General features: G+C 38.4%; 15 protein-coding genes. 6 read left to right on the forward strand and 9 right to left on the reverse strand.

Annotated elements, in window-relative coordinates; all coding sequences use genetic code 11:
- Positions 1 to 230: 230 nt before the first annotated feature.
- On the forward strand, positions 231 to 1,712 hold the full coding sequence (locus tag F7732_RS22155; RefSeq protein ID WP_151576172.1) for an o-succinylbenzoate--CoA ligase: 1,482 nt from the start codon (positions 231 to 233) through the stop codon (positions 1,710 to 1,712).
- A gap of 521 nt (positions 1,713 to 2,233) precedes the next feature.
- Here F7732_RS22155 and F7732_RS22160 read toward each other — a convergent pair.
- Both F7732_RS22160 and F7732_RS22165 read right to left on the reverse strand, forming a co-directional pair.
- Positions 2,234 to 2,875, reverse strand: coding sequence for a pentapeptide repeat-containing protein (locus F7732_RS22160; RefSeq protein WP_151576173.1), 642 nt, complete (start codon positions 2,873 to 2,875; stop codon positions 2,234 to 2,236).
- Positions 2,876 to 3,341: 466 nt separating this feature from the next.
- Positions 3,342 to 4,337, reverse strand: coding sequence for a metal ABC transporter solute-binding protein, Zn/Mn family (locus F7732_RS22165; RefSeq protein ID WP_151576174.1), 996 nt, complete (start codon positions 4,335 to 4,337; stop codon positions 3,342 to 3,344).
- Positions 4,338 to 4,630: 293 nt separating this feature from the next.
- On the opposite strand from F7732_RS22165, the gene F7732_RS22170 reads away from it, so the two are divergent.
- On the forward strand, positions 4,631 to 5,194 hold the full coding sequence (locus F7732_RS22170) for a beta-class carbonic anhydrase (RefSeq protein ID WP_151576175.1): 564 nt from the start codon (positions 4,631 to 4,633) through the stop codon (positions 5,192 to 5,194).
- Here F7732_RS22170 and yidD read toward each other — a convergent pair.
- Positions 5,172 to 5,420 carry a membrane protein insertion efficiency factor YidD gene (gene yidD, locus F7732_RS22175; protein ID WP_420837708.1) on the reverse strand — a complete coding sequence of 83 codons (249 nt, stop codon included), beginning with the start codon at positions 5,418 to 5,420 and terminating at the stop codon, positions 5,172 to 5,174. The genes F7732_RS22170 and yidD overlap by 23 nt on opposite strands.
- A gap of 204 nt (positions 5,421 to 5,624) precedes the next feature.
- Between yidD and F7732_RS22180 the strand changes: the two genes are divergently transcribed.
- Positions 5,625 to 6,098 (forward strand): S-ribosylhomocysteine lyase, encoded by a 474-nt coding sequence (locus tag F7732_RS22180; RefSeq protein WP_066442890.1) that lies wholly within the window; start codon positions 5,625 to 5,627, stop codon positions 6,096 to 6,098.
- Positions 6,099 to 6,171: 73 nt separating this feature from the next.
- Here the strand turns inward: F7732_RS22180 and cls are convergent, their stop codons facing one another.
- Positions 6,172 to 7,620 (reverse strand): cardiolipin synthase, encoded by a 1,449-nt coding sequence (gene cls / locus F7732_RS22185; RefSeq protein WP_151576176.1) that lies wholly within the window; start codon positions 7,618 to 7,620, stop codon positions 6,172 to 6,174.
- Between the two features lie 21 nt (positions 7,621 to 7,641).
- The gene (ytzI, locus tag F7732_RS22190) at positions 7,642 to 7,812 is read right to left on the reverse strand and encodes a YtzI protein (RefSeq protein ID WP_082851616.1); all 171 of its coding nucleotides are present in this window, start codon (positions 7,810 to 7,812) and stop codon (positions 7,642 to 7,644) included.
- 135 nt (positions 7,813 to 7,947) lie between these two features.
- Here ytzI and F7732_RS22195 point away from each other — a divergent pair, with 135 nt between their 5' ends.
- The gene (locus F7732_RS22195) at positions 7,948 to 8,385 is read left to right on the forward strand and encodes a Dps family protein (RefSeq protein WP_151576177.1); all 438 of its coding nucleotides are present in this window, start codon (positions 7,948 to 7,950) and stop codon (positions 8,383 to 8,385) included.
- Positions 8,386 to 8,573: 188 nt separating this feature from the next.
- Here F7732_RS22195 and F7732_RS22200 read toward each other — a convergent pair whose 3' ends face one another.
- A complete protein-coding gene (locus F7732_RS22200) occupies positions 8,574 to 8,831 on the reverse strand; it encodes a DUF6154 family protein (RefSeq protein WP_066442893.1) in 258 nt (85 codons plus the stop codon).
- Between the two features lie 188 nt (positions 8,832 to 9,019).
- Between F7732_RS22200 and F7732_RS22205 the strand changes: the two genes are divergently transcribed.
- Positions 9,020 to 9,343, forward strand: a complete 324-nt coding sequence (locus F7732_RS22205; protein ID WP_151576178.1) for a hydrolase — start codon at positions 9,020 to 9,022, stop codon at positions 9,341 to 9,343.
- Positions 9,344 to 9,396: 53 nt separating this feature from the next.
- Here F7732_RS22205 and F7732_RS22210 read toward each other — a convergent pair whose 3' ends face one another.
- A complete protein-coding gene (locus F7732_RS22210) occupies positions 9,397 to 10,251 on the reverse strand; it encodes a DUF6612 family protein (protein ID WP_338024154.1) in 855 nt (284 codons plus the stop codon).
- Positions 10,252 to 10,450: 199 nt separating this feature from the next.
- On the opposite strand from F7732_RS22210, the gene ytkD reads away from it, so the two are divergent.
- On the forward strand, positions 10,451 to 10,918 hold the full coding sequence (ytkD, locus tag F7732_RS22215; protein WP_151576179.1) for an RNA deprotection pyrophosphohydrolase: 468 nt from the start codon (positions 10,451 to 10,453) through the stop codon (positions 10,916 to 10,918).
- A gap of 112 nt (positions 10,919 to 11,030) precedes the next feature.
- Here ytkD and F7732_RS22220 read toward each other — a convergent pair whose 3' ends face one another.
- Together F7732_RS22220 and F7732_RS22225 are read right to left on the reverse strand one after the other, a co-directional pair.
- On the reverse strand, positions 11,031 to 11,837 hold the full coding sequence (locus F7732_RS22220; RefSeq protein ID WP_240056706.1) for an ABC transporter permease: 807 nt from the start codon (positions 11,835 to 11,837) through the stop codon (positions 11,031 to 11,033).
- Entirely contained in the window at positions 11,815 to 12,594 is a 780-nt protein-coding gene (locus tag F7732_RS22225) for an ABC transporter ATP-binding protein (RefSeq protein ID WP_151576180.1), read from the reverse strand. The genes F7732_RS22220 and F7732_RS22225 overlap by 23 nt, the downstream gene beginning before the upstream one ends.
- Between the last annotated feature and the right edge of the window lie 271 nt (positions 12,595 to 12,865).

The following is a 12,865-nucleotide window of genomic DNA, read 5'->3' on the forward strand; positions in this document are numbered from 1 at the left end:
CAATTTAGGAAAAAAGTACAAGTCTAACTAAGCCTCTGTCAGCGTCCTTACAGGACTTGTCAGCCGGCAAATTTCTATATAGTTTTTACATGTTGGGAGTATGAAGAATCCTGGCTATTTCCTGGTGTGTTTGAAATATATAAGTGATTATCACTTGTTTTGTCATATGCACTAGTTTGCTTACTACTCTTAATAGATGATAATGTTGTCGAAGAAAGGAGCGTGCTGGAATGGGAGAGCAGCTCATGGAAAACTTTTTAATTAAGCGTGCTTTCTTAACACCTGATCGCACTGCGATTGAGTTTGAAGGAATGCAATTTTCATTTAAGGAAGTATATGACCGTGCCGTAGATTTTGCAGGCAGAATGGCGGGACAAGGTTTACAAAAGAATGATTTTGCTGCAGTTCTATTAAAAAACAGTGCGGACAGTGCAATCATTTTATATGCACTTCAGCTGCTGGGAGTAAAAGCGGTGATCTTAAACAGCCGCCTTACTGCAAGTGAACTTTCCTGGCAGGTTCAAGATTCAGAGTCAGCCTATTTAATAACTGAGGATTCATTCATTTCTGCTGCTGAAGAAGTAAAAGAGAGCTGCCCGGCCGTCATAGTATTGCAGAAAGAAAAATTGCATACCCTTCCATATAGTGAAGCACCAATAGTAAGAGAAATCGACTTGAACGATGTTTGTACAGTCATGTATACATCAGGGACAACCGGGAATCCGAAAGGTGTACTGCAAACGTACGGCAATCATTGGTGGAGTGCTGCAGGATCAGCATTAAACCTTGGTTTGGCTGAAAATGATTCATGGTTATGTACAGTTCCACTATTTCATATTAGCGGTTATTCTATTTTAATGCGCTCTATTATATACGGAATTAACATACATATCTTAGAGCGGTTTCAGGCACGGGAAGTCATTGAAGTTATCGAAAAAAGGAATATAACGGTCATGTCTGTTGTGAGTACGATGCTTACTCAGATACTGGAGGAATTGGGTCAAGAGCGGCTTCCGCAGCATTTTCGCTGCATGCTGCTAGGAGGAGGGCCAGCATCATTAAGTCTTCTTGAAAGCTGTAAGGAAAAATCAATACCTGTTTATCAAACATATGGAATGACGGAGACTTCATCGCAGGTTGCTACATTATCACCTGAATATAGTCTCACAAAGCTGGGATCGGCAGGAAAACCGCTTTTTCCTGCACAATTGAAAATTATGAATAATGCTGGAGAAGAAGTCAGCCCAGGTGAACCAGGGGAAATTATCGTTAAAGGCTTCAACGTTACGATAGGTTATTTAAACAGAGAGAAGGACACAAAAGAGAAAATTAAAAATGGCTGGCTTGCGACTGGTGATCTTGGCTATATGGATGATGATGGATTTTTGTTTGTTTTAGATCGTCGTTCGGATCTCATCATCTCTGGCGGGGAGAATGTGTATCCAGCAGAAATAGAAGGTGTCTTAACAGCTCATCCCGATATAGCTGATGCAGGTGTCATTGCCATGGAAGACAAGCGGTGGGGTCAGGTGCCAATTGCTTTTATCCAAGCCTCCAGCAATACGTTGACAGAAGAAGATATTAAGACTTATTGCCTTGAGCGGCTGGCAAAATATAAAATCCCAAAGAATATGTACTTTATTGAGGAGATTCCCCGAAATGCGGCTAAAAAGATTTTGAGGAGAGAACTTAGAAAACTATTAGATGCGTAGTGAATTGATTGGGAAATGGAATACTGAGGCTGGGACATATAAGTAACTAACATACCTATTGAACCGAATGGTAAGGAAGATCATCTTTCTAATCATTCGGTTTTTTATTTATAATTATAAAATATATTTTATTTCATGAGTGAAATGGAGCGGAGGGCCCTCGACTCCTGCGGGCTGCAGAGCAAAGGGTGAGACCCCGCAGGAACGAAGTGACGAGGAGGCTCAGCTTGCTCCCCGCGGAAAGCGAGGGTCTGCAGCGCAATGGAACGGTCTTGATTAAATACCGAAACTAAGATATTGAATATTCGTGTTTTAGAAATATTAATTTCGTTTTGTCCCAGCCTCAAAGAGAATTGCCTAAAATTGATTTATAAAAGAATAATGGAAAAAGCATACTAAAAAGGGACTCAGGAATTACACCCCGCAGATCCTGAGTCCCTTTTCCGGTTAAACAATCATCTCCATTTGCTCATAAAAAGGTTCCTTTTAATCTCAGAGAAGCTATCAAAATGATACAAGTGCTATTCATATTTAACGAGCATTCCAAAAGCACTCACAAATGAGGCTGCCTGTGTACTTGTAATGATACAGCCCTTGAGCATTTCCGGCGTAATGACTAATTCATCAAATGTGCTGGTAGTAAGGTCAATCCCATCTAATTCGGTTCCAGTAAAATTTACAGCTTCTAAATCACATTGCTGAAATTGGAGTTGAGATTGCTTCATTTCAAAGAAATCTCCCTGCCTTAATGCAGAATGAAGAAACTTTGTTTGTTTTAGATCTGCAAACCCAAATGAAATATAATGGCAATGACAATTTTCAAAGACAACATTTCGTAAAGTGGCATCAGAAAAATTCACACCAGTCAGCTTGCAATCTTTAAATACCGTTCTATGAATCACTGCATTCGATAAGTCCGCATTCGATAAATCACAGCTTTCAAAGATGGCATCTGTAAGATTTAACTGTGGCAGTTCTTTATCCGTAAATCTTACATTCTGGAATTTAACTTGCTCACAGGTAAGTCTGTCTGTGTTGAATAATGGAAAATCTGTATGGGAAAAGATGCAAGCATGTATGAAATAATCATCATCCTCTAATTCTTTAAATTCAGTAAGTGCAGCAGGCATTTTCGGTGGCTGTATGGAGGCTTGTTTTTTCATGATATTCCTTCTTTCCAATTGATTCTATTATTATAACAAAAAATAAGCATTGCCCTCATACTTCGCTGAAAGTGTTCCAAAGCCTTTGCATGTCAAAGCTTTTCAATGGATGTCATGAAAGATTTACTATAAACAAAAAAGATGCCTTATTTGGCATCTTTTAAAAGATTATTCTGATAAGAAATGTTCTTCTTTTACAGCAATTGAACTTAAACCGGCCGCAGCAGCAAATGCAATTCCAAGTGTGATAAATGTTGTAATCATTATTAATTCACTCCTGTTATTTGTTGTTACTATTATCATTCCCGATTTAACAGCGATTAAACAAATTGTTGAATATTGATAGAATAATTAAACTATTTATCTTTGTATTTTGAATATTAATAATAGCTCTGACGCATGCAAAAACTGCGCCCCAATGCCAGAAGGTGTCTAGCAACAGGGCGCAGTTCAAAAGTTTGATATTCTACTGTAAAGCTTTCTCTAAATTTTTTAGGTTTTCTTTCATAAGAGTAAAATAATCTGACTCATTTTGTATATCTTGATCAGTTAATACAGCTAGATTATGAAGTGTCAACGCTTCTGCGCCAATTTCTGTTCGAATGATTTCAGTGAGCTTAGAGCTGACATTCTGTTCAAAGAAGATGTATTCAAGCTGATGTTCTTTTGCTTCTTCAATGATATTTTGCAGCTGTTTTTGGGAGGGTTCATTAGATGTGCTCAGCCCTGAAACGCTAATTTGCTCAATACCATAACGTTCTTCCCAATATCCGTAAGCTGCATGTGAAACAAGAATTTCCTTTTTAGGTGCAGCTTCAATGGCGGTCATGAATTCTTGATCTAATGTATCTAGTTCTCTCGAAAGAGTTTCATAGTTTTCTTCAAACACTGCTTTATGTTCAGGCATTTTTTCAATTAGAGCGTTTTTAATAGAATCTGCCAGCTCTTTTGCATATTGAGGATTAAGCCATACATGCGGATCGATGTCACCATGATTATGGCCATCATGTTCTTCATGGTCATGACCTTCGTGCTCGTGTTCATGGTCATGTTCCTCATGATCGGTATGATCCCCATGATCCTCTTCTTCATGTTCTTGAGATTGAATAGAAACGTTTTCTCCTGCTGAAATGAGTGTAACATCCTCATTTTTAAGTGTTTCCTTTGCTTTTTCAACAAAACCTTCAAGACCTAGGCCGATGTATACGAAAAGATCAGCATCTGCTAAAGAGATCATATCTTTTTGAGAAGGCTCAAAAGTATGCTCATCTGTTCCTGGCGGGTAAATGGACTTTGTCTCTACATAGTCGCCGCCAATTTCTTGCGCAAAAAATTGAAGAGGGTACACGGTTGTATAGATGATGGACTTTCCGTCTTCGTTTTCAGCGGTTGTATTATTACTAGCGCAGCCTGATAGGACCAAGCTAAGCAGCAGTATAAGTGTATATACGATTTTTTTCATAAAATATCTTTTCTCCTTTATTTAAATCGATTAAACGAATTTTCTCGTAAACTGTGAATCTTTCATTTGCAAAAGGTTTCCTCTTAATTTAACAGTTCGCTTTACAAAACGTGCACCATATTGATAGCTATCGTAGTTATTCCGATTAGCGACTCGTAATGATTACGATTTTAACTATGTTATCTTACAAAATCCCGCACTTAATTGCAAGTGTTAAATTTGTCTAGAAAGGAAGGATTTTGTATGATGTGTATAAGCATTTTTAATTTAGTTTGATTCTGGAGGTTAAGACAATGAAGCTTTTAAATGAATTATTAGAGTATAATGGAGAATTTGTAAAGGAAGAACGATTCAAAGACTTTACAACGACCAAGTTCCCCAATAAACGAATGGTGATTATTACGTGCATGGATACCAGGCTGGTTGAGCTATTGCCTAAAGCACTGAACTTAAAGAATGGCGATGTAAAAATTGTTAAAAATGCAGGTGCATTAGTGACGCATCCTTTCGGCAGTATTATGCGAAGTGTCCTTGTGGCAGTGTATCAGCTTCAGGCAGATGAGGTGTTTGTCATTGGTCATCATGATTGCGGGATGAGCGGGATGAAAGCAGATGCAGTCATTGAAAGCATGAAAGAAAGAGGCATATCAGATGATGCGCTAGATTCACTGACTTATTCAGGAATTGATGTGAAAGATTGGCTAAACGGCTTCGAAAGAGTGGAAGATAGCGTTGCCCACAGTGTACATATGGTTAAGAAGCATCCGTTAATGCCTAATGATGTTCCTGTACATGGTTTAGTAATCCATCCTGATACAGGCAAGCTTGATTTAGTTATTGATGGTTATCAGTCTTAATTGTTTTCTTTTTAACTGGCCATTCCTCGGGTACCAGATCAACACCGCCCGGGTGAAATGGATGGCATTTTAAAATACGCTTAATAGCAAGCCAGCCGCCTTTAATGGCTCCGAAGCGCTTGACAGATTCAATCCCGTAGTGAGAGCAGGTTGGATAGAAACGGCAAGTAGGAGGCTTTAATGGTGAAATAACGATTTGGTAAAAGCGAAAAATTCCTAATAACATTTTTTTTAAAATCATATTCAATCAATCCTCTATATTCAACTTATCATGTATGCTAAAACGATAACATATATTAGTGTATCCGTCTAAATTATAGAAATTACGATTAAGTTGATGAAATTACTCGGAATTTAATGTATAATAGAATTCAGTACGTTAACATCAGCAGAGAGACAATGTTAGCTATAATATTAAGGAGTGAATACAATGCCTTCAGTTGAAAGCTTTGAATTAGACCATAATGCCGTTAAAGCACCTTACGTAAGACATTGCGGAGTGCATAAAGTAGGTTCAGACGGTGTTGTTAATAAATTTGATATCCGCTTCTGCCAGCCAAATAAACAGGCAATGAAGCCAGATGTTATTCATACATTAGAGCATTTGCTTGCCTTCAATATTCGTACACATTCTGAGAAATACGATCATTTTGATATCATTGATATCTCGCCAATGGGCTGCCAAACAGGCTATTACTTAGTAGTCAGTGGAGAGCCGACTGTCGAGGAAATTATTGATTTGCTTGAAGCAACTTTAACTGATGCATTAGAAACAGTCGAGATTCCTGCTGCCAATGAGAAGCAGTGCGGTCAGGCAAAACTTCATGATCTAGAAGGTGCAAAGCGTCTTATGCGTTTTTGGCTTCAGCAATCAAAAGAAGATTTAAAGCAAGTATTTGCATAAGTGTTAAAAAGGACGGAGCGCCCAAGGCATTCCGTCCTTTTTCGTTTATTATAGTTTAGAGCCTCTCGTTCTCCTACAAAATCGGAGAAAGCAGCCTTGAGATGGATTCCTTAAAGCGGATCCATAACGGGCGATGTAAATAATCTTCCTGTGTCAGCTCTTTTGAAAGGGCAACATCCTCAAGGAAGCTGTCAACGAGTTTAGTTGAAATTTCCTGATCATAGATAAAAGCATTCACTTCAAAATTCAGACGGAAGCTCCGTACATCAATATTTGCTGTACCGACGGATGAGATCTGTTCATCGACTATAATGGTTTTTGCGTGAATAAAGCCATTATCATAAATAAAGATCTTAGCACCGGCTTTGAGCATCTCGCCAATATAAGAATAAGTAGCCCAATACACAAACATGTGGTCAGGCTTATTAGGAATCATGATTCTAACATCTACTCCTGATAAAGCTGCTACTTTTAAGGAATCAAGAACACTTGCATCAGGGATAAAATAGGGCGTTTGAATAAGGATCGATTCCTTGGCTGAAGAAATCATTTTTAAATATCCATTTTTTATTTGTTCCCATTCTGAATCTGGACCGCTAGTGACAATTTGCATGCCAACAGATCCAGTATTATCGAGCAATGGGAAATAAGAAGGAGCATAATGAATATCATGCCGGTGTGACGCTTGGTTCCAATCTAGAATAAACCTTGTCTGAATCGGATACACAGCACTGCCTTCAATACGCAAATGGGTATCTCGCCAATAGCCGAATTTTGGATTTAAACCTAAATATTCATCCCCAACATTAAAACCGCCGACATAACCAATTTTTCCATCAATAATGGCTAATTTACGATGGTTACGGTAATTTAACCGCAAATTAATAAAGTGGAATCGTGACGGAAAAAACGCTTCGACTTCTCCGCCGGCTGCCCGTAACTCTTTAAAAAAGCCCTTCGTTAGACTCCTGGATCCAAGATCGTCATAAAGAACACGCACCTTAACCCCTTGCTTTGCTTTTTCGGTTAGAAGCTTTAGCAGTCTTTTTCCGAGATTGTCCCTTTTTAGGATATAATACTGCAAATGAACATGATCCTTAGCTGCCCCGATATCATTGAATAGTGCGGCAAATTTGTCATCGCCATCTGTGTAAAGCTTTACAGCATTATCTTGTGTTAAGACTGCATCGTTGTTGACTAAATGCATGTAAATAATGTCACGGCTATCTTCAATGACTTCATTATGGAATTCGAAATTACGAGTACTGATTCCAATGATTTGATCAGAAAGCATTTTATCTATCCCAATTTTTTTACGATCTTCCCACTGGAACATTTTTCTTCTCGTCAAATTTTGCCCAAATAGAAGGTACATAATAAATCCGAGAAATGGGATAAAGAATAAAACCATTAGCCATGCCCAAGTTGATGCTGCATCTTTGCGTTCAAGAAAAATAACAATAATCGCAAGCACAATATTTAAAAAGAATAGCACCCCAAGAAGGATGGAATATATATCCATTTATTATAAGTCCCTTCTATTTTATTGTTCCTTTTGTCTTGGCTGATGATCTGAAGAAGGATCAGAAATGTTTTCCTCCTGAAGCGGATCAACCGTATGTTTAATCGTGTATGCTTTAGACGTTGTCACTACACTTAAAATCAATATTGTAAATACAATTAGTATGGCAATAACCACAATAGCTATATACATCTGATCGTCCCCCTTTACACATGCTATTCTACCATGAAATGAATCATTCATGATAAAATCAAATACCCTTCTGGCTGCTAATTTTCCGTTTTACTTTTTGGGAAATGGGTATTATAAAAAGGGAGGATGATAAAAATGAACGATAACTTAATAAAAGCAGTTAATCAGCAAGTTGCAAACTGGACCATTCTATATGTAAAATTGCATAATTATCACTGGTATATTAAAGGACGTCATTTCTTTACATTACATGAAAAATTTGAAGAACTTTATAATGAAGCAAATATTCATATTGATGAATTGGCAGAAAGAATACTGGCACTAGAAGGAAAACCAGTTGCCACAATGAAAGATTGCCTAGAAACGTCTTCAATAAAAGAAGCTACTGGCAATGAATCAGATGATGAAATGGTGAAAAGCATCTGTGAAGATTTTGAAAAAATGGTGGACGAGCTTCAAGAAGCCATTGAACTGGCAGATGAAGCGAATGATGAGGGCACTGGCGATATGCTTATTGCCGTCAAACAAAGCTTGAAAAAACATATTTGGATGCTGAAAGCATACTTAGGATAATTAGTATAAAAGGCTGATTCAACAATTAGTTGAATCAGCCTTTTTTATACCTCAAAAAGGTATACATTAAGAAAGTTAAACTTAAACAAGCCCGTTCCACTTGCGCTGCAGACCTCGTTTTAAGTGGGGAGGAAGCTGAGCCTCCTCCAATATTATTTTAAGCCACTTTCTTTTCAGCTTTATGTAAATCAATGTATATTTCGCTGATGTACAGGAAGTACTCTTTTTTGCCCATAGTCTTCACTTGCGAATTTACCTTTTAAGCTCTCAATTAAGTAGATGCCCATCAAATTATTTAGCTCTTGGTTGTCTAGATCATGAATGATGGCAAGCAGATCGTCCCGATTCATCTCTTCCAGGAAAGCAAAGGCGAGCATGTCAATGTCTTCTTCATCTCCTGTGAGCTTATCGCGGTATAGCTCATACAGTTCGTCAATTAGCTTCATGTCTATTCACCTCCGTTTTCTTTAATATGTTTTTACCCTTAAGTTGGATAATATATGCCCTTTGAAGCGCAAGTCTTACGTTAGTATATGTATAAACTTTTCATTTGATCGTATATTTCAAATTATTTTCATGAAATGTTCGATTCCGTTTCATACTAAGAGAAAACGTTTGGAATGGAGCGGTAAAAATGATGAATGAAAGAAAAACCTATTTCATTGGGTTAGCCAACGGTGAAATTTCGCAAAGCTCTACAAGCTCACCATGGGATTTTAAAATCGAGGCAAATGATGAAGAGATTATTACTCTTCGTGAGTATTTCGATCAGAACTATTCTACCGAATGGCAAAATTTCTACCGGGCACATGTTCCTTATGTACAATATCATTACGATCGGGAAAATGATGCTTATGACTCAACATTACAGAAGATCTATGGTTTTATCTACAAGCATGGAGATGATACGGCTAAACGGCATATTGAGAGCATGGGCATTCTTCCTGAAGAAAAATAAAGTGCAGAGCGATTAAAAAGCTCCAGCATTTCCTAGAAATGCTGGAGCCCATATTACATTTCCATATCAACCGCTGAATCAAGAACTTCCTGCGGTACTGTAATGCTTTCAATATTATTAAAGTCCGTGTATTCACCGTTCACCGTTTGAATAACGTTAACGGTATCGCCTTCAACACCCATTTCCATATCCATTGTCATATTAAGAACATTTGGATAAAAAGTTTCTTTATCAACTAAAATCTCATACTGCACACTGTTGATGTTTAGGCCTTCAAATGCATCTTCTCCAGCACCAGCCGCTAACTCAGGCGGTAGGTTTTCCATAGCTGTTTCTTTAATGAAATCGTTAAACTTATCACCGCTGGCATCTAAAGTTAAGATATAATTTTGATCGTCCTGTTCAAATGTGAAATCATCCGCAAACTCCTGCAGATTATTTAATTCTGCTCCAGGGTTTGTTTGCTGATCGGATAATTGCAGAAGCTGATCTGACATTTCCTGCGGGAATTTCATCCACTGTGCACTTGCTGTATCATAAATAAAAATTCCATCTTCAGTAAAATAGCTCTCTGTTTCCATTGATTCGCCTGCAAGGCTCATCGTCATTTTCTGATAGAAAGCTAAAGGCTCAGCTGTTACATCCATGCTGATATCAGAGTTTGTTTCCATGCTTTCCTCACCTAGGCTAATATCCTGGACTAAATTCATATCAACACTAAAGCTTTTCAATTCTTCAGAAGCAGCTGCTGATTTCTCGAATACCTCTTCGAGCGTTAATTCAGACACTTCTTCTGGATTCTGCTCTTCGTCTTCACTTCCGACAGGGTCGGCTGTTTGCCCGCAGCCTGCTAAAAACAGCATAAAGGCTGTGAGGAAGCTAATAAGTATAAACGGCTTTTTTTTCAAGTTATACATCTCCTTTTGTGTTTTCACTTAAACTATACGCTGTTTTTTCCAGAAAAGTTTCAAAACTGTTAAAAATGTTCCATATTTCCTATGTAAATATGAACTTATTTTTCTATTACCCAAGAAACATGTGTATTAAGCACCAAATTGAAAATCATGATAAAATAATGAAAATATTTCAAGTAAAGTAGTGATTTTGATGGTAGGTTTTCATAAAGGAAAAGGAGAAGTGCTGAGCTGGTCTTTTTCACAAGACAGTTTTCAACAGCCTGCATCCCATGTGTTAGTGTTAACATCCTATAATAATCATTGGCTGCTGACCAAACATAAAGAAAGAGGTCTGGAGTTTCCCGGAGGTAAAGCAGAAAAGGGTGAAACCATTGAAGAAGCAGCCATTAGGGAAGTATGGGAGGAAACGGGAGGAAGGATTGCAGCCCTGACGTATCTGGGAGAATACGAACTAAATATAAAGGGTACTTCTTATGTGAAAGCTGTTTTTTTCGCAGAAATAGAGACCTTGTCCGTAATGGAATCTTACTTGGAAACAAACGGCCCTGCATTAATTGAGGGAGACATTCTGCATAAAAGATGGGAACCTCAATTCAGTTTTATTATGCAGGATAAAATTGTAGAAATATTTATAAAAAGATGGCAATCCCTGCAGTAGACAAAGATCGTTCTATCTTAAGATCCTCATTATATGAAGAGGCGGTCATCTCCAGCAGCCGGAATCGGTGCATAAGAGAGTGGCCGCCTCCTAAGCGTAATGAAAAGGATCATCAGTTATTTCGAATCAGCTTTTTTTCAAGCAATTCGACAAGCTGATACATAACGGTTGCTAGAACAGCAATGACAAGCAGTGCAAGCATCACTAATGTAAAATTGAATACTTGAAATCCGTAAATAATCATATACCCTAATCCCTTGGAAGCAACGAGAAATTCTCCGACAATGACCCCAACCCACGATAAACCAACATTCACTTTCAAAGTTGAAATAATGACAGGAAATGAGGATGGAAGAATGGCCTCTTTAAAAATCTGTTTTCTTGTACCTCCAAAGGTTTGCATAACCTTCACATAGTTTGGATCAACTTCTCTAAAGGCGGTATATACAACAATGGTTGTGATGATGACTGAAATGATGGCACCCATTGCTACAATAGATGTAAAGCTTGGTCCGAGAGCAACGATTAAAATAGGTCCCAGAGCTACCTTAGGCATGGAATTTAAGATTACTAAATAAGGATCGAGTATTTTTGAGAGCATAGGCGACCACCAGAGGACAGCAGCCAGCAAAGTTCCTAAAAGTGTTCCTAATATGAACCCAAGAACCGTTTCACCTAATGTATAGCTTAAATCACCCAAAAGACTTCCATCTGCCATTTTATCAAGAAATAATACCCATACTTTAGAAGGTGAACTGAAAATGAGCGGATCGATCCACTGCAGTTGACTGGCAATCTCCCAAATAGCAAAGAAGACGATAAAAATAACGATTTGATAGAAACGAATCCATCTCTTCTCTTTTTTTAATGATTGGATGTATTGGTTATGCAAAATTTTAGTATTCGTCTTTTGTTCCAAGGGATTCCAGCTCCTTCCATATCGTTTGGAAAATATCTGAATAGGCAGGATGATTTCGTGCATCAAATGGGGTGCTGTCTCTTAATTCCTTTGGAATGATAAACGTTTTATGAATTTGCCCTGGTCCTGCTGAAAAAAGAAATACCCGGTCACTCATTGCAATTGCTTCTCCTATATCATGTGTGACTAGAATAGCCGTTTTCTTAAATGATTTAAGAGTATTTGATACGAGATCCTCGAGCTTGAGTTTTGTCTGATAATCGAGCGCAGAAAAAGGTTCATCCAGCATAAGCAGCTTCGGTTCTGTTGCGAGCGTTCTTACTAAAGCTGCTCTTTGACGCATGCCTCCTGATAATTGTTTCGGAAATTGTGACTGAACCCCTACAAGGCCCATTTCTTCCAATAAACGAATGGTCGTTTCTCTCTTTTCTTCATTTAAACGGCCCGCAACCTTCAAACCAAGTAAAATATTCTCTTCAATTGTTTTCCAGGGAAAAAGATAATCCTGCTGCAGCATATAGCCAATATCATGCTGAAGCGATTGAACAGGCTGATTCTTAAGTGTTACATCTCCTTCTGTTGGAGATAGCAGTCCGGCGATGATTGATAGCAACGTCGTTTTCCCGCATCCGCTTGGGCCAAGAAAGGAAACAAATTCCCCTTCTTCGACCGTGAGCGAAACATCGGAGAGGGCCGTAACTGCACTGGTCTTTGTAAAATAGGTGTGATGTATTCGATCAATTTTTAAGAAATTCATCATCGGCCTCCTCTTTTTCTAAATGTTATAGCATTCTCTTCAATTGTTTTTAGCTTGTCGCGGCTGGGCAAGCCGCCTGCGCTTTTCTATTGTCTAGCTCCGGCGGCTAACCGCTCGAGGTCATAAGTCAATCCGTCCAAAAGGTTAAAGAGCAACCTTCTGGCCAGCTCGCCTTATGCTTGTCGCGGCTGGGCAAGCCGCCTGTGCTTTTCTATTGTCTAGCTCCGGCGGCTAGGAACTCGAGGTCTTAAGCCGACCCAGTCAAAAGGTA

It is taken from the genome of Bacillus mesophilum (assembly GCF_008923265.1).
Classification (GTDB): domain Bacteria; phylum Bacillota; class Bacilli; order Bacillales; family Cytobacillaceae; genus Cytobacillus; species Cytobacillus mesophilum.

Coding starts and splice junctions, on each gene's coding strand:
- yidD (WP_420837708.1), bottom strand. CDS start 5,420: ATGTTATTAGGAATTTTTCGCTTTTACCAAATCGTTATTTCACCATTA.
- F7732_RS22205 (WP_151576178.1), top strand. CDS start 9,020: ATGATGAATGAAAGAAAAACCTATTTCATTGGGTTAGCCAACGGTGAA.
- F7732_RS22225 (WP_151576180.1), bottom strand. CDS start 12,594: ATGAATTTCTTAAAAATTGATCGAATACATCACACCTATTTTACAAAG.
- F7732_RS22200 (WP_066442893.1), bottom strand. CDS start 8,831: ATGAAGCTAATTGACGAACTGTATGAGCTATACCGCGATAAGCTCACA.
- F7732_RS22195 (WP_151576177.1), top strand. CDS start 7,948: ATGAACGATAACTTAATAAAAGCAGTTAATCAGCAAGTTGCAAACTGG.
- F7732_RS22170 (WP_151576175.1), top strand. CDS start 4,631: ATGAAGCTTTTAAATGAATTATTAGAGTATAATGGAGAATTTGTAAAG.
- ytzI (WP_082851616.1), bottom strand. CDS start 7,812: ATGTATATAGCTATTGTGGTTATTGCCATACTAATTGTATTTACAATA.
- F7732_RS22155 (WP_151576172.1), top strand. CDS start 231: ATGGGAGAGCAGCTCATGGAAAACTTTTTAATTAAGCGTGCTTTCTTA.
- F7732_RS22160 (WP_151576173.1), bottom strand. CDS start 2,875: ATGAAAAAACAAGCCTCCATACAGCCACCGAAAATGCCTGCTGCACTT.
- ytkD (WP_151576179.1), top strand. CDS start 10,451: ATGGTAGGTTTTCATAAAGGAAAAGGAGAAGTGCTGAGCTGGTCTTTT.
- F7732_RS22165 (WP_151576174.1), bottom strand. CDS start 4,337: ATGAAAAAAATCGTATATACACTTATACTGCTGCTTAGCTTGGTCCTA.
- cls (WP_151576176.1), bottom strand. CDS start 7,620: ATGGATATATATTCCATCCTTCTTGGGGTGCTATTCTTTTTAAATATT.
- F7732_RS22180 (WP_066442890.1), top strand. CDS start 5,625: ATGCCTTCAGTTGAAAGCTTTGAATTAGACCATAATGCCGTTAAAGCA.